Consider the following 16636-nt stretch of genomic DNA (forward strand, 5'->3'; position numbering starts at 1 on the left):
AAAGTAATCCCCGCCGCAAGCAGCGGGGTATTTTAGAAGAAAGCTAGCTGATGATCCTCATGCAGTTTCTGATATTCCTTGCCTTGGTTTTTTACGTATTTTCCTATCATATTCTCATTTCCATGCTTACCTACCGTATTCGTAAAATATCCATCAGTCCAAAATTCTCCACCCCATAATTGTTTCTTTACCTGTGGACACTGTCTAAATATTTGACGAGCTGTAACACTTTTAATTGTTGTTACTATTTTTGTTACGCTATAGGTTGGTACAGATTGTACCAAAAAATGGACATGATCTTCATCAACCCCTATTTCTAAAAATTTTATTTGATATCTCTTTTCTATCTCTAAACATATTTCTCGTAATACTTGATCAACTGATACGTCAAACACTGCTCGGCGATATTTTGCTGGAAATACCATGTGATACAGCAGTACCGTAACATTATGACTTTTATGTATATATTTGCTCATTCCGCCATATTACGCCGCAAGCGGCGGGGAATATACCCAAAAGAGATTTAACCTTTTTGTGATAACTATTATCTGCTCTTGCAATATGTAAATTATAAAGCATATCCGATACCGTAGTAAAATATACAGAGTATTCTCGTGTTAAAGCTTTTAATGCTAGCCCAATGGCAAGATGAGTTTTCCCAGTTCCTGAATCACCTATGAATATTACATTTCCCTTAGTATTAATATAATCACAAGTTGATAAATCACTTATTACTTTGGCATCAACACTTGGTTGGAAATTAAAATCAAAGTCTTCTAAATTTTTAGTTACCGGCAATTTAGCAGCACTTTTACGGCGACGGTAATTATTATCCTTACGGTTAGATTTTTCATCTTCACATAATAGTGATAGAAATTCTTTAAATCCTAGTTTATTATTTTGAGCATAAATAATCCTTTCATTTAAACTATTGACTATACCTGATAATCTAAAGCTTCGTAGGTCATTAAATAAGTTCTGCATTATTACCTCCAAACTCTGGTAATGGTAAGTTTACTGCATTACTATTTAAAATATTCTTAATTTTAGAGTAAGAACTTATACCATAATGTAGTGCTCTATGACAGGCTTTATCTATTAAGTCATCATTGTAAACCTTACGTAAAGAAATGATACCTCGTGCACAACGTTGCCAATCATTCACTCTTGTTTGTTGTAATGATTCTAATAATAAACTGCAATTATTCCCTATCTGCTGCATTTGTTGTTGATAATGTTCACTATATTCTATAAAACCTGGGCATAGACGTTTGTATTTAGCATAATGAGACGGATTAGTGGTAAATATCCCCTTGCCCTCTGTTCTAACGTGTCTTGCTATTAAATCATTTTGTATAGAAAATATTTGAACAAGTTTTGGGGACAATTGTACCATTACCTCACTGTATATATATTTTGCTGGTACAGAGTAATAATTATTATCTATGGTAATATGACAATCTTTTGCTACTTTTCGATTATGCCAAGATGACAAATCAAAAGTTTCTAATGGTAAAGGAATCAAACTACTTCTTTCCTCTTGCTCAAACAGTTCTCTAGGTATTCTCTTAGTAGTACCATGTATTCGGCTATTGGCCTTATTTAACCAATTTGCAAGACCATTTGTTAATTCTTCATATCTATCAAATTTACGACCAGCAAAAAAATTATTTTTAACGTATTTTATTCCCGACTCAACTTTGCCTTTTTCTTGCGGTTGATACACTCGACAAGGAGAAAGTAAAATTCCATAATGATCGGCTAAGCACTTATATTCCTTCTGATATACTGGCTCATAAAAATTGGCATCTACTACTCCAGCTTTAAGATTATCAAGTTTTATTACTTTTGGACTACCAACAAAATAATTAAATGCATTGATATGACATTGAATCCATGTTTGACAACTTTGATCAAACACTACTTCATAATAATCAAGGCGACTATAGCTTAAACGCATATTAAATACATATGCTTTAACTCTACGCCCTTTAGAATTATACTGTAAGCCTATGTCACCAAAATCTACTTGTGCTTCCTCTCCTGCTAAAGTATGAAAACGAATGCAACTGTTATCCTTAATTTTATATTTTTTGATATAACGGGTCAAAGAAGTATAACTGCTTGTATAACCTTGATTTTTTAACTCCTCAAAAATTCTTATGTAACTCAGATTTTTTTCTAATAACTCAATTATTTTTTCGTGCCAAAAATCCAAAACTGAAGATCGTTCATAGATTGCTGGGGATTCTGTACCAGCCTCTACATAGCGGTTTATTATTTTTCGTACTGTTTTGCGGTCTGTTCTTGTTAGTTTGGCAATATTCCTTTGACTATTGCCTTGTTTATAAAGGGTGATAATTGTTGTATACATATTTATTCTTATCATTGTATCACTAGATATTTACTTGCTTAATTATCTAGTGAATATTGCACATTAACCTTATTAGGTCACACCAACTTCTCTGGTCCCTTTTTCGTGCAATTTACTGGTCCCTTTTATTTTAGCAATGACAGTTATGGGAACACATCAAGAATGATGTTATTTTTTCATCTAATGGATATACAATATTTGATGATACGGTTTTAAATAAAAGGAATACGAAGCAAATAGAAATTGCAAGATCGCAGTACAGTGGAGCTACAGGTAGAGTTACTAAAGGTATAGGAGTAGTGAGTCTGGTATATTATAACCCTGATATTAATAAGTTTTGGGTAATAGATTATCGAATTTTTGCACCTGATCATGATGGAGCAACAAAACTAGAACACCTATTAAACATGTTAAATCTCTTTTGGGTATATTCCCCGCCGCTTGCGGCGTAATATGGCGGAATGAGCAAATATATACATAAAAGTCATAATGTTACGGTACTGCTGTATCACATGGTATTTCCAGCAAAATATCGCCGAGCAGTGTTTGACGTATCAGTTGATCAAGTATTACGAGAAATATGTTTAGAGATAGAAAAGAGATATCAAATAAAATTTTTAGAAATAGGGGTTGATGAAGATCATGTCCATTTTTTGGTACAATCTGTACCAACCTATAGCGTAACAAAAATAGTAACAACAATTAAAAGTGTTACAGCTCGTCAAATATTTAGACAGTGTCCACAGGTAAAGAAACAATTATGGGGTGGAGAATTTTGGACTGATGGATATTTTACGAGTACGGTAGGTAAGCATGGAAATGAGAATATGATAGGAAAATACGTAAAAAACCAAGGCAAGGAATATCAGAAACTGCATGAGGATCATCAGCTAGCTTTCTTCTAAAATACCCCGCTGCTTGCGGCGGGGATTACTTTTATTTTTTTGATATGTAGAAGTAGGTCGTTGCTGTCTAGTAGAATTATCATCTGATATCATTGCTTTATAAGTTTGCTTTGTCTTTCCTACTTTTTTCCAATCTTTTTGTGAGGAATTAGCATTAATTTGTTGTGCAGCTTGTTGCTTTGTTGTCGTTAAAGTTGGCTTGGTTTTTTCTTGCGTTTGTTCTTTTGGTAATTCAATTAACTCTGCTTCTGTTTTTGTATTAGATTAGATTGTTGTGGTTGAGGGGGGTGAGCTTCCTCTTTTGTACCAAAGTAACTATTTATTACACTTTTAAAATAGTTAAAGACTCTTCTAAAAAAACTTGGCTGTTCTGGCTGTTTAGTTTCATATGATATAGTCGGTTCTTTTTGTTGATTATCAGGAATATTTTTCATAATTTCTCTCTATCGAAATTAAAATCTATAGGATTTACTTCGGATTTTCCTAAATCTTTTTGAAATTGCCGTGATATTAGAGATACATATTTTTTAAGATTTTCAGCAGCATTATTTGGATCTTTTAAAATTTCGGTAATTTCAAGTTTAAGACCATAAATTTGATCTTCAGAAGTAATACCAAATTTAGCTGTTATAAGATTTATTGCCTGATCTAAGGATAAGGGCCAAGTTTTTACAATTACTCTTCCTCCTTGATTTTTAGTTGTTTTTACTAGCTTATCTAATTCTGCTTTGTCAGGTATAGTGCCGGAAAGTAATTTATTAACCTTTTTATCATCGGCAAGGTTGTTAAGAACTGATAGCACTGAATCTATATCTGTAATAGTAGTAGCTTTACCTCTATTTATTGTATTTTCATTTATAGCGAGCTCCCTATCTTGCTCATTTGCAAAAAATACATGGCTGGTTTTTGTAAAAAGTTCTTTCCAGTAGGCTGCTAATGTAGGATTTTCTGCTAATGAATTATAATGCTCAAAAGTAATAGTACTTTTTATATTTAAATTTTGTAGATTGATTAAATCTTGCAATTTAAAAATAGGGGCTGTGTTATTGTTACTGAGCTGAACATTAAAAATAGGGCTTTTATTTTGTTCCCTAGATTCTTTAAGTATTTCTGCAAAAATACGATCTTTATCTGGTATGTTTGATTCTTTATTAGTCTGAAGTGAGACAATTGTTGGTAGGTCTAGAACTGTTTCTTTAGATATTTTTTCTAATATTTGATTATTACCACCAAGTAAAAGAGTAAATATAATAGGTTCAGCCATCATTAACCTTTTTTAATAAAAGAGTTAATTATTATTATCCTTATTTTAAGAAGTTAAATCAAGACATATTTAATGCTCCATGCTTTAACTTATATAATTTATCCATTCTATGTGCTAATTCATGATTATGTGTTACCATCACAACAGCTGTATTTTGTTCCTTGGCTACTTTCAAAAATAAATTAAATACCTCATTGGTAGTTTTAGGGTCTAAATTGCCTGTAGGCTCGTCTGCTAAGATAATTTTTGGCTTATTAATTAAGCTGCGTGCTATTGCGACACGTTGCTGCTCCCCTCCTGATAATTCACCTGGCATATTATATAGCTTTTTACCTAGACCCAAACTATCCAATATATTTTTTGCTGCTTCTATTGCTTCTTTTTGGTTAGAGCCATTAATAAGTCGAGGCATAATAACGTTTTCAATTGCAGTAAAATCTTTTAATAAATGATGTTGTTGATAAATAAAACCCAAATAATTAAGACGGATTAGATGGTTTGTTTTATACTCGCTATTTGCAATAATAACTTCGCCATTAGTTGGTTTATCAAGCAAGCCTGCAATATGTAGTAAAGTCGATTTACCACTACCTGAAGAGCCAATTACAGTAATTAGCTCGCCCTCGTTGATATTTAAATTAAGGTCATCTAATACTCTAATAATAGAGTTGCCTTGCCAATAATGTTTAGAGACATTTTTTAAAGTTAGGATTTTATTACTCATATCTTAAGGCATCCACAGGATTTAATTTTGAAGCTTTATAAGAGGGATAAATTGTTGCTAAGAAGCATAATATTATAGATAAAGAAGCGATTAAGATAATATCCTGACTTCTTACTTCTGATGGTAGACTATAAAGAAAATAAACTGCTGCTTCAAAAATCTTAGTACCGGTTATATTTTCTAAAAAGTTCTTGATAGTCTCGATATTATAAGAAAAAGTAATACCAAGAATTAAGCCAAGTATAGTACCAAGCAAACCAATAAACATGCCATTATAGATAAAAATTAACATTATTTGTTTAGTGCTTGCTCCCATTGTTCTTAAAATTGCTATATCAGAAGTTTTATCTTTCACTAGCATAAATAAGCTTGAGATAATATTAAAGGCAGCAACTGTGATGATTAAAGAAAGGATAGTAAACATAGCTGTACGCTCAACAGCTAAAGCACTTAAGAATGGTGCATTCAAAGTTTGCCAGCTAGATATTTGTAAATTTGTACCTAGTAACAGCTGCACTTTATGTGAATATGCAAGAGCCTTATCAGGGTGCAGGGTATTAACTTCAATTAAGTTTATATTATTTCCAAGAGATAGAAAATTTTGTGCTGCTTCAAGTGGCATTAATATGGTTGCTGAATCATAATCATACATACCACTGTTAAAAACTGCTATAACTTTAAACTCTTTTGATCTTGGTACGCTGCCAAAAGTGGTGGAAATGGAATTCGGTGAAATTAGTTTAACTTTATCGTTAACTGTTACACCTAAATTAGCAGCTAAACCTTGTCCAAGTGCTATTACATTCTTACCGTGGAAATTATCAAAACTACCAAAATTGACATTTTTAAAAATTTCATTTTTTAATTTTAAATCGTTTAAATCAATACCTTTAATAATAGCACCGCTATTATTATTTTTGCCTAGTGCCAAAGCTTGACCATTAACAATAATATTTACGTGTTTTACGTAATCTTGCTGCAATAATTTAGCTTTAATTTCTTTGTAATTATCAATACTACTATTTTGTGGACTTATAACTATATCGCCGTTTAAACCAATAATATTTTTAGTTAGTTCTGTATGAAAGCCATTCATAACCGACATAACGACTATTAACGCCGCAACGCCGATCATTACTCCAAGCAAAGAAAATCCTGAAATAATAGAAACAAATTTTTCATTTTTTTTGGCTTTAAAATATCTAAAAGCTACTGTAAAGATAAAGTTATTATTAATCATTTTTGTTGTTTATTATCATCCTGTGTTGGCATTGCCCGCGTGGATCGAGAATCGCCTGAGCTATGCGAATGAAATGAGCGTGGCAATCCAGAAAAAATAATAAAAAATACTATAAGTTAGCATTTTTTACTGGATTGCTTCGTCAATTACTTCGTAATTTCCTCGCAATGACGGAAAAACTGATCCACGCGGGCAAAGCCTCCTGTGTTGTATTTATAATTTTTTCTGGATTGTCATCTACGCAGGAATGACATAGAACAGATTCACCCACCATTAGAAATCTCAAAGATTTTATTATATTTAAATAATTTAGGTAACGTTATTAAACCAAATGCCGTAGTAACACATATAGTGATTCCAAGAGGAGCAAAAGTGCCATTATATAACCAACCTACTAATTGTAATCCTATAGCTGTTAGAATTAATCTAACCGAGGTAAAAATAGCGGTCATGCGGGCTTTACCATCAGGAATTGCTTCTAGCAGCATTGGCCATAATATATTAATAGGATATATTATGCCAAGCGATAATAAAAGCGTCACAGCTGTTATTATTAATGGGTCATTTATGTTAAATATAGCTAATGTAATACTTCCAAGTAAAAACAATACTACACATATAATGCCAAAGTAAAAGCAATGTTTAACACCAAATTTTTTAAAGCAATAGCCGCTTGTAAAACTCATAACTGAAAATAAAGCTGCCATCGATCCTTGATATAATCCGAAATATTCTAAACTAACTACTAAATCTTGCATATATAGAATAGGGGCAATTCCAATAAATATCCAATATCCTTGTGCAAGAAACACCATGGTAAGTATATAATATATGGCTTTTTGTGATTTGAAAATAGGATAATATTCTTTTAAGGAAATTTGTACTTTACTATTAGCTTGTCCTTTTGGGATAAAAAATATTGCAAGGACTAAGCTGATAAGCCCTAAAACAAGTAATAAAACAAAATTAGCATGCCACCCCCAAAATAAATTAACGTAACTACCTATAACGGGAGCAACTGCCATAGAAAGCGAAATAGTGCCATTTAGAATTCCCATTAATTTTTGTTGTTCCTGCACTGAATAAATATCAGCAAGTACTACATATACTAACACCGCAACAGCTGATATTCCAGCACCTTGCAAAAATCTGCCAAATAATATGCTTTCGTAATTATTGGAAAATACACAAAATAAACTGCCAAGATTAAAAATTAGTAACCCAAGTATGATTATTGGTTTGCGTCCGTATCTGTCCCCTAAATTACCAACTATAAGCGAGGTAATACAATAAGCGGTTAGATTCACACCAAGTAGTAACTCTGTCATAAAGGGTGAGAGGTTAAACGTGTCTTGTATATCTGGGAAACTTGGAACAAATAAATCTACTTCTGCTCCAGCTAAAATTTCCATGATTATTACAGTAATAAATATTTTCATAATTAATTTTATTTTTCTTTAAATGTTCGATGATAAAGGCAAAAGGGGTTAGGTATTGCTCATTGTATTAGGTCTACTCCCATCATCTTTTGCGAGGATGACATACTGGGTGTTTTTTGAATCATGCACCAACATAGGTACAAGCCACGGGGACGACACCGAAAGTGCTTTTTAATCCATGCAATAATGCTTATAAATTTATCACAATATATTTTTTATTATATATTCTTCATTTATTAAGGATACATATATAAATCAAAATAGATAATATTACTTCTTTTTACAGTAAAATATAAGAATTTTTTATTATTTTTTGTATTTTTGTTTGCGGAAGTTTTTGGAGAAGAAAGTATAAAAATAGGTTTAGAGTAAATATAAAACTACTCTAAACCTACCTAAAATTTAACTTTAATAAATCTAAAAGAATTATCGATTACATAGAAGCAGGCTTAGTTACTAATGCTTGAACTTCAGGTTTTAGCATATTATATTGATCCATTGTTAAACCAGTATTCATCCAGTTTTGTACATCTGAAGATAATTTACCATATTGATCAGCTGTTAAGTTTGCTAACCAACCATTTACATCAGCTGTTGACATTTTCATAATAGCATCTGTAGTTACAGAAGCAGGATCAGGCCACTTCATATTGCTACCCATATCACCAAAAGCTGTTGTTGAGAAAGCTAGAACTAATAGAACTTTTAATAAATTTTTCATTTTTATAAACCTTTTTTGTTTTGTAAGTTTAATTATAACAAAGCTATAACAGCTTTCAAGCTAAATTATACCAAACCTTTGAAAATTTTTATGTAAGCAAATTTATTTTGTTACAAATATATCATTAATTATAGATGTTGTTGTGTGGATTGGAAATCGTCATTGCGAGCGAATGCAATGAGCGTGGCAATCCAGAAAAAATAATAAAAAATGCTCTAGGTTAGCATTTTTTACTTCCTTGCTTCGTCAATTATTTCGTAATTTCCTCGCAATGACGAGAAAATGATACACGCAATAATGCATACGCAGCAATGACATATGAGCCTTAATTATATCAAACTAGCCAAGGATAAATAATGGTTAGGAGTCAGGTTTTCTGCTCGGCAATTATCGCTTATATCTAGCTTAGCTAAAAGTGCAGATATGTTAGGGGCAAGGTTTTTTAGTGATGATTTAATCATTTTTCGGCGTCCTGCAAAAGCCATTCTAGTTATCAATTCAACTCTACTTATTAAATCGCTATTTGGTATATTTTCTAAAGGAGTCAATTTAACTATCGCTGAATATACTTTAGGAGGCGGGTAGAAAGCTGCAGGTGCTACATCAAAGCATTTTTCTACTGTTGCAATTAAGCTACATATTACCGATAACCTACCATATGCTTTGGTCGAGGGTTTAGCACAAATCCGCTCTACTACTTCTTTTTGTAACATCAATGTCATGCTAGTAATAAGGCTTGCTTCTTTTAACCATCTGATTACTAGTTCAGTTCCTATATGATATGGTAGATTAGAAATGATAGTGAGTTTACCAAGGTTTAAATCATTTAAATCTCTTTTGGGTATATTCCCCGCCGCTTGCGGCGTAATATGGCGGAATGAGCAAATATATACATAAAAGTCATAATGTTACGGTACTGCTGTATCACATGGTATTTCCAGCAAAATATCGCCGAGCAGTGTTTGACGTATCAGTTGATCAAGTATTACGAGAAATATGTTTAGAGATAGAAAAGAGATATCAAATAAAATTTTTAGAAATAGGGGTTGATGAAGATCATGTCCATTTTTTGGTACAATCTGTACCAACCTATAGCGTAACAAAAATAGTAACAACAATTAAAAGTGTTACAGCTCGTCAAATATTTAGACAGTGTCCACAGGTAAAGAAACAATTATGGGGTGGAGAATTTTGGACTGATGGATATTTTATGAGTACGGTAGGTAAGCATGGAAATGAGAATATGATAGGAAAATACGTAAAAAACCAAGGCAAGGAATATCAGAAACTGCATGAGGATCATCAGCTAGCTTTCTTCTAAAATACCCCGCTGCTTGCGGCGGGGATTACTTTTATTTGAGTTTAAGAGCATCCTGTTTAATGATATTTAGATTAGGGTGATGTTCTTTAATCTCGTTAAGTAATGGGATGCATCTTTCATCTCTTTCAATAACTGTTAAAAGTTTTGGATTTTTATGTAATATTGACCTAGTAAGCCCGCCTGTGCCTGGTCCTATTTCTAGAACGTTACTATTTTCTTCAAGTCCACTAGCTCGCACGATCTTATCGCATAAGCTACTATCAAAAATGAAGTTCTGCCCATGCTTTTTGAGAGGATGGATTTGATGACTTGCTGCATGTTTAGCAATTGATGGAAGCATATATATACTCGTTTTATTTGAAAAATTGGCTACGTTGTCCTATAAGTACTGTGGTGCTCACGTATTAAGTAACTGCTGCCGCTCCTCGTCTTATGGACCGATTACTCTTTTCCAAATAAAACTTCGTCTATCCAACTCTTCATTTATTAGTAGTATATTTGATATTTTTTTAATTGGAACTAGTTAGCAAGTCATGAGGTGACAATAAAATTAGCAATTACCGGTATATGATCGGAGGGTTTTTCCTTGGTTCTTAAATTATAATACATATAGCAATTTTCCAGATAGTCAATGCTATTATTGCTACCAAGGATCATATCTATTCTCATACCTTTATTTTGTTCGAAACATCCAGCTCTATAGTCCCACCATGAAAATTCTTGTTTTTTTGGATGCAAGAACCTATAACAATCTTCAAATCCAGAATTTAAAATAGTCCGCATTTTTTTTTGTTCAATTTCCGTGAAGCAGGTAGTATTTGCAAGTGCTGTAGGTGAATATACATCAATATCAAAAGGTGCAATATTAAAATCACCACCTATAATGGTTTTTTCATCAAAAGATTTTTTGCTTGATAGATAATTAAGAAAACTATCATAGAAAGCTAGTTTTGTCGTAAATTTATCGCTACCCACCATTGAACCATTAGGAGCATACAAAGAAATTATATTACAAAATCCGATAGGTAGTGATATTCTTGCTTCTATGAATCTTGCTTGATTAGAACAGTGATTATTTGGAAAATCTTTAACTATTTCATCAGCAGTAAATTTTGAAAGAATGGCAACACCATTATATGATTTCTGTCCATGAACATAAAAATTATAAGGTAGATCAGATAACTCCTCGAAAGGAAATTTATCACTTTCGCATTTTAATTCTTGTAGTAATAAAATATCTGGATTTTCGTTTGCTAAAAAATCACGCAATATATTAATTCGCATTTTTATGGAATTAATATTCCAAGTAGCAATCTTCATTAAACCTCTCGAGCAAAACCTAGTTTTCTTTATAAAATAAGTTATGTAAGAAGTCTATTTTATTTTTCTGTGTCACTTTCTGGTTCGTTAGTTATTACTTCCTTATTGCTGAATCTCCACTCACGGAAACCAAAATGATAAAGTAGAAGATGGGTAATAAATGCACTGACAATTATTATGATCATAAAATATTTTATCGTATCGTAATTTGGATTAGCACCATACATATCTAACAATATACTAAAGACTAAAGCCCATATTAGCGTTATTTCAATACTAAGACCTTTTGGTACTCTTTTTACAGAATTTTCTCCAAGAATAAAATCTCTGATTATAATTCCGCCGTTAGAAGTAAGAAATGCAAATAGTGGACCCTCAAAATTTAGAGGTTCAATCTTCTGAATAATAACCATTGCAACACCGATGATTATAAAAGCTGCTTGTCCGAATGCATCACAAACTGCGATTGTATTGTTTAAAGAATTTTCTAAATAACTATCTTCAGTAATTTGTTATAATAACTAAATAGTTTGACAGCGATAAAACCAAGTAGCACCACTGTAAATATATAATAAAAATAAGATGGGGTAAAATATAGATTTAAATGCCCTGTATCGTGATTTATTATTAAATCAAGCATTATACAGCTGCTAACAGATGGCAATATTGCCAATAAAAATGTACCGAATAAGGTACTATTATTTTTTATACCTAAAATAATTCCAGAAAAGGCAAAAGCAATGCTGCCAAGTAATCCTATTATATGACACCAGTGTGAGTCGATAGATTTCGGCAGTAAAATATGATAAATGTAAGTTTTAACAATTTTTTTATATTCGCTACTTGTAAGAAAATCATCTATAGCAAAATTAAATTGTTCAACTACATTTAAAGATACGGTTTTTTTACTGAACATTAAATGTAACGGGGTTTTAATATTTATAAGGAACTTCTACTATTTTTCTATCTGTAGGTTTGTTTAAAATATTAACTGAACCGACTATTTTATCACTGATAAAACCATCAATCTCTTTTTTTAACATCCCATTTATTAATTCTACATTATTTTGATATATTTTAATTATATCTTGATTTTTATTGTCAAATAAAAAGTTTGTAAATTTTTGCTCCCCGTATATCGTACCTTTTACTATTCCAAGCTGAAGATTAAATAAGCGTATTTGTGCCATTAATTCATCACTATTTTGAAAACTTAGTTTTTTAGCTAATTGTTCGATAATAAATAAAGAGAATTCTTCCATGCGATATGGCTTTGAAAAATAAGCGTAATTATTTTTCTCATTAGTATAAGTAGCCCCTGCCGTCATGTCAGCATTACCACTTTGAATATCTAATTGATCTTGATACCAATTATCTTGGTGATATTCGATATTAATATCTATTTTTGCAGCAAGAGCATTAATTAATTCAATATCTATACCAGAAATATTAGCACTACCGTTTGAAGTAACCATCCAGTATTGGTAAGGCTCATTTATATACCATGCAGTTGTTAAAGTTTTTTTATCAGGTAAGTTCTCGCATTCTAAAGCTGCTTCTTGTTTAGGTATTGAATTGCTTAAGGAATAAAAACTTTTTTAAATAATTAATATAAAAATAAAAAGTTTGAAAATTTTCATTTCTTCACACACCTTAAAATAAAATTAATCACGAACTGCTTTAATATTCCCATCAAAAAATTGTATATTTAAAACTTTTTCAGTAGTAGTTTTAGAAGATACAAAATTACCTGATTCCCCTTTAACTATAGCAAAGCCACGTTTTAGTACATTATGATAGTCTAAGCTTAATAGTAACAGACTATTTAATTCTAATTTATACTCAAAATTTTTCAAAGTATTATTTGCCGATTTTATGATATAAGCGGCTTTATGTGTTAATTCGAGTGTCTTATAAGTAATGATTTTATGAGGATGGATTCTTTCTTTTGAAAATGATTTAAGCTTTGTTTCTTTTAGACTAATTAGGCATGGTAAGGAGTCTAGTAGGTTAAAGCCTGTTTCATCGAGTAATTGTTGTTTATGATTCATATAATGAGCAAGATACCTATTTATTTTATCATAATTTGTAATAGCTTGTTCATGATTTTTAACTAGCTGCTTTGTATTAGTTACTAATACTTTTTCATAAGATTGCAGAGTACTATTTAAAATAGACCGCACAGGTACAGCAAATTCAGCGGCAGCAGTTGGGGTAGGTGCTCTTTTATCGGCTGCTAAATCTATCAAAGTATAATCCACTTCATGACCTACAGCTGAGATAATAGGGATTTTGGAGTTGTAAGTAGCACGCACTAGTACTTCGTCATTAAATGACCAGAGATCTTCGATAGAACCACCGCCTCTTGCAACTATTATAACATCCGGCTTATTTACTTCTTCTAGCTTGTTAAAACCATCTATAGCTTCAGCAATCTCATTACCAGAATTCTCGCCTTGTACACTAACAGGCCATATTATTATATGAGTTGGAAAACGTTCACGTATTCGATGAATGATATCTTGTATAACAGCACCAGTTATTGAAGTTATAACGCCTATTTTACTAGGTAAAAATGATATAGGTTTACGTATTTTGTTAAATAATCCCTCTTTTTCTAAACGTGCTTTACGTTCGTTTAGAATTTGTATCATAGCTCCGAGTCCTGCGGGCTGTAAATTCTCGACTGATAGCTGATAACGTGAATTGCCGGCATAACTCGAAAGCTTGCCGCTAATTACTACTTCCATCCCGTCATTTAACGGAAACTTGATTTTAGCAAGAATAGGACGCCAGCAAGTACAAGCTAAAATTGCAGTGTTTTCTTTTAAGTTAAAATAAGCATGTCCTGAACTAGCTATTTTTAAGCCAGAAATCTCGCCTTTTACTTTAATATAACCAAAATTATTTTCTAATAATTCTTTAATTTTGTTAGAAAGCTCACTAACGGAAAATTCTTTAGTAGTTTGACTGGAAGTAAAATTATCTAACATTGGGATATTTTTTGTTTTTTTTATCACGTGGTCAAGCCAGTGTTGTCGCATGGCTCGAAAAGCGTGTTCGGTGTCATCCCAATAGAATAACCCTCCAATAATCAAAAGAGCAAGCAAAATTTTTATTATTTGCTATATTAATAATAGCTTGCTATTATTTCCTACTATTTAAATATTTGGTTAATGATAAATGCTACGGGTAATATTTCTATTTATTATCGTAATATCTCCTTTGTTTAGTTTTGCAAATAGCTTGACAAAAAGCAACGGCGTTAAAATTAATAATTTAATTGCTGATTTTGTAGAATATAATGAAAATAAGGGATTAATATATGCTAAAGGTAATCTAAAAATTCTTACAGATGAGCATTTGCTAACAGCAGATAATTTACTTTATGACGTAAATAATGATATTTTGTGGGTAGAAGGTAATGTAAGAGTTAAAGATAAAGACAATAGAATTACATTAGGTGATAAGGCAATCTTAAAAAATGAATTTAAACAAGGTGTAGTGTCTAAATTTATTATGCTTTTCAATAACAATAGCCTTTTAGTTGCTAAGCTCGCTGAAAGAATAGATGAAAATAATATACGGCTTCATTATGCTAAGTTTACTCCCTGCGAAGTTACTTGTAGTGGAAATCCCCTCTGGCAAATTTCTGCTAAAAATACTGATATTCATTCTGCAGAGCATAAAATAGTTTATAAAAATGTATTTTTCGAGGTATATGGTATACCAGTTTTTTACTTACCATATTTTTTTCATCCAACTCCGTCAGCTCCTGCTTCCTCAGGGCTACTAGTGCCAGATGTGAAGAATGGAAGATTTGGAGTGCCTCTATATTTACGGGCAAAGCCTAATATGGATTTTACATTAACTCCAAGAGTTTTTAATAAAGATCCAATTTTTGAGCTAGAAGGGCGTTATAGACCAAATAATACCGATAATATAAGTTTTGATGGTAGCTATGGTAGACTGCCTTATCTTCTAGAAAAAAATGGAGACAAAATAAAGGATAAAAAAATCTCTTCCTATCATTATATTGTAAATGGTAATTTTTGTAGTAGTGATCAAGTTTATAATTATGGTTTTAAAGCAGAGCGTACTTCCGATAAAGCTTATTTAAAAAATTATTATAATAACTATGCTTCATACCTAACTTCTAGGGTATTTTTAAATAAGATTCACAAGGCGGATTATTTTCAGATAGAAGCTTTAACTTCCCAAGGGTTAGGTAGTAATGATAGCAGATCTAACTATCCACTAGTATTACCAAAAATCACTACAAAAAATGTAATAAGTTTAAATGATGACGAAAGTAGGCATATCGTTATCGAAAATAACACTTTAATGTATAAAGAAAGGATAGGAAAGCAGCTTACTAGAACCTCTTTACAATTATCCTATATTCATAATCTTATAACTTCTTCGGGACAAATTTTTGAGTTTGTTGCTCGGGATAGAGGAGATTTTTATATAGCAAAACAGGCTTATTTTGAGAGAACAAGAGCAGCTAAGACGCTTCAACGTAATATACCGGAATTTCAAACTTTATGGCGTTATCCATTCGTAGGTGCTATAACAAAAACAATAAATGTACTTATTGAGCCGATAGTTTCTTTTACTATAGGGCGTAAATTAACCAGTAAAGATATGAAGTTTGTTATAATTGACCCTATGAAATATGAGCTATCAGGAAGAAATCTTTTCTTATCCAATCGTTATAGCGGTATTGATTGCCATGATTTCGGTAATAGATTAAATTATGGTTTAAACGCTAGTTTTGCTAAAGAACAAAATTATTTAAGATTGTTTTTAGGTCAGTCTCTTAATACTAGATATAGTGTATATCAGAAAGCAAGTGATACTGAAAATGTTGGTAAAATTTCAGGAAATATTTATGATAATTTAGAATTATTTTATGATTTTCGAAAAAATAGATATTTTAAGCCTATACGTGATGAGGTAGGAGCTAATTTATATTATGGTAGAATAAGTTTAACCGGGAGTCTTATTCAGCTTACAAATCTTAAAAAGTATTATAGAGCAGAAGAGATGCAGCTTTCAAATAATCGAGCAAGACAATTTTATGGAAATGTTAATTACCAATTGACAGATAATTGGTCTGTTGGAATTGGTGGACGTATTGATCTTTCAAAAGGTTCAGCAGATTTACTAACTAGAACTATTAGAGTGACATATGCTAAAGATTGTGTTAGAATCGCAACTAAGATTTATTCTGATTATTTATCCGATGAAAGTAGAGGAATTAAAAAAACTAAATCTTCGTTTACTATTTCTGTTGGTTTAAGAGTCCTGAATATGTAGTATACT

At 31.6% G+C, this 16636-nt stretch carries 16 protein-coding genes and 4 pseudogenes; 5 read left to right on the forward strand and 15 right to left on the reverse strand.

The features are described 5' to 3' along the window. Positions 1-32: 32 nt before the first annotated feature. The 3 genes from tnpA (AAGD55_RS11250) to istA are packed head-to-tail and all read right to left on the reverse strand — an operon-like array spanning position 33 to position 2374. Entirely contained in the window at positions 33-476 is a 444-nt protein-coding gene (gene tnpA, locus AAGD55_RS11250; RefSeq protein ID WP_341791202.1) for an IS200/IS605 family transposase, read from the reverse strand. Continuing rightward, positions 457-984 (reverse strand): ATP-binding protein, encoded by a 528-nt coding sequence (locus tag AAGD55_RS11255; RefSeq protein ID WP_341791524.1) that lies wholly within the window; start codon positions 982-984, stop codon positions 457-459. The genes tnpA (AAGD55_RS11250) and AAGD55_RS11255 overlap by 20 nt, the downstream gene beginning before the upstream one ends. Continuing rightward, entirely contained in the window at positions 968-2374 is a 1407-nt protein-coding gene (gene istA, locus AAGD55_RS11260; protein WP_341791525.1) for an IS21 family transposase, read from the reverse strand. Before istA ends, AAGD55_RS11255 begins: the two co-directional genes overlap by 17 nt. A 299-nt stretch (positions 2375-2673) precedes the next feature. Here istA and AAGD55_RS11265 point away from each other — a divergent pair, with 299 nt between their 5' ends. Further along, positions 2674-2826: a hypothetical protein gene (locus AAGD55_RS11265; protein ID WP_341791526.1), complete on the forward strand. Its 153-nt coding sequence runs from the start codon at positions 2674-2676 to the stop codon at positions 2824-2826. Positions 2827-2835: 9 nt separating this feature from the next. Beyond that, the gene (tnpA, locus tag AAGD55_RS11270; protein ID WP_341790826.1) at positions 2836-3279 is read left to right on the forward strand and encodes an IS200/IS605 family transposase; all 444 of its coding nucleotides are present in this window, start codon (positions 2836-2838) and stop codon (positions 3277-3279) included. 96 nt (positions 3280-3375) lie between these two features. Here the strand turns inward: tnpA (AAGD55_RS11270) and AAGD55_RS11275 are convergent. The 3 genes and pseudogenes from AAGD55_RS11275 to AAGD55_RS11285 all read right to left on the reverse strand — a co-directional run. Beyond that, positions 3376-4543, reverse strand: a pseudogene (locus AAGD55_RS11275) (hypothetical protein); the annotation flags it as partial. A 58-nt stretch (positions 4544-4601) separates the two neighbouring features. Further along, the gene (locus AAGD55_RS11280) at positions 4602-5267 is read right to left on the reverse strand and encodes an ABC transporter ATP-binding protein (protein ID WP_341791527.1); all 666 of its coding nucleotides are present in this window, start codon (positions 5265-5267) and stop codon (positions 4602-4604) included. Continuing rightward, positions 5260-6507: a lipoprotein-releasing ABC transporter permease subunit gene (locus tag AAGD55_RS11285; protein ID WP_341791528.1), complete on the reverse strand. Its 1248-nt coding sequence runs from the start codon at positions 6505-6507 to the stop codon at positions 5260-5262. The genes AAGD55_RS11280 and AAGD55_RS11285 overlap by 8 nt, the downstream gene beginning before the upstream one ends. 77 nt (positions 6508-6584) lie before the next feature. Between AAGD55_RS11285 and AAGD55_RS12465 the strand changes: the two are divergent. Then, positions 6585-6688, forward strand: a pseudogene (locus AAGD55_RS12465) (lytic transglycosylase domain-containing protein); the annotation flags it as partial. Between the two features lie 82 nt (positions 6689-6770). On the opposite strand, the gene AAGD55_RS11290 reads toward AAGD55_RS12465, so the two are convergent. The 3 genes and pseudogenes from AAGD55_RS11290 to rsmA form a co-directional block, all read right to left on the reverse strand. Next, a complete protein-coding gene (locus AAGD55_RS11290) occupies positions 6771-7946 on the reverse strand; it encodes a multidrug effflux MFS transporter (protein WP_341791529.1) in 1176 nt (391 codons plus the stop codon). A 433-nt stretch (positions 7947-8379) separates the two neighbouring features. Further along, positions 8380-8667 carry a DUF2673 domain-containing protein gene (locus tag AAGD55_RS11295; RefSeq protein ID WP_341791530.1) on the reverse strand — a complete coding sequence of 96 codons (288 nt, stop codon included), beginning with the start codon at positions 8665-8667 and terminating at the stop codon, positions 8380-8382. 329 nt (positions 8668-8996) lie between these two features. Next, positions 8997-9497, reverse strand: a pseudogene (gene rsmA / locus AAGD55_RS11300) (16S rRNA (adenine(1518)-N(6)/adenine(1519)-N(6))-dimethyltransferase RsmA); the annotation flags it as partial. 47 nt (positions 9498-9544) lie between these two features. Between rsmA and tnpA (AAGD55_RS11305) the strand changes: the two are divergent. Next, positions 9545-9988 (forward strand): IS200/IS605 family transposase, encoded by a 444-nt coding sequence (gene tnpA / locus AAGD55_RS11305; RefSeq protein WP_341791220.1) that lies wholly within the window; start codon positions 9545-9547, stop codon positions 9986-9988. A 37-nt stretch (positions 9989-10025) separates the two neighbouring features. Here tnpA (AAGD55_RS11305) and AAGD55_RS11310 read toward each other — a convergent pair. The 6 genes and pseudogenes from AAGD55_RS11310 to xseA all read right to left on the reverse strand — a co-directional run. Continuing rightward, a pseudogene (locus AAGD55_RS11310) lies at positions 10026-10328 on the reverse strand (rRNA adenine N-6-methyltransferase family protein); the annotation flags it as partial. Positions 10329-10519: 191 nt separating this feature from the next. After that, positions 10520-11308, reverse strand: coding sequence for an exodeoxyribonuclease III (xth, locus tag AAGD55_RS11315; RefSeq protein ID WP_341791531.1), 789 nt, complete (start codon positions 11306-11308; stop codon positions 10520-10522). A 59-nt stretch (positions 11309-11367) separates the two neighbouring features. Beyond that, complete coding sequence (locus AAGD55_RS11320; RefSeq protein WP_341791532.1) at positions 11368-11721, reverse strand: hypothetical protein; 354 nt, start codon at positions 11719-11721, stop codon at positions 11368-11370. 74 nt (positions 11722-11795) lie between these two features. Continuing rightward, complete coding sequence (locus AAGD55_RS11325; RefSeq protein WP_341791533.1) at positions 11796-12224, reverse strand: TRIC cation channel family protein; 429 nt, start codon at positions 12222-12224, stop codon at positions 11796-11798. 16 nt (positions 12225-12240) lie between these two features. Further along, positions 12241-12783, reverse strand: a complete 543-nt coding sequence (locus AAGD55_RS11330) for a substrate-binding periplasmic protein (RefSeq protein ID WP_341791534.1) — start codon at positions 12781-12783, stop codon at positions 12241-12243. A gap of 189 nt (positions 12784-12972) precedes the next feature. Continuing rightward, complete coding sequence (gene xseA, locus AAGD55_RS11335; RefSeq protein WP_341792597.1) at positions 12973-14301, reverse strand: exodeoxyribonuclease VII large subunit; 1329 nt, start codon at positions 14299-14301, stop codon at positions 12973-12975. Positions 14302-14491: 190 nt separating this feature from the next. Here xseA and AAGD55_RS11340 point away from each other — a divergent pair, with 190 nt between their 5' ends. After that, on the forward strand, positions 14492-16630 hold the full coding sequence (locus tag AAGD55_RS11340; protein ID WP_341791535.1) for an LPS-assembly protein LptD: 2139 nt from the start codon (positions 14492-14494) through the stop codon (positions 16628-16630). Positions 16631-16636 lie beyond the last annotated feature (6 nt).

The organism is Rickettsia endosymbiont of Gonocerus acuteangulatus (assembly GCF_964026435.1).
Taxonomy (GTDB): Bacteria; Pseudomonadota; Alphaproteobacteria; order Rickettsiales; family Rickettsiaceae; genus Rickettsia.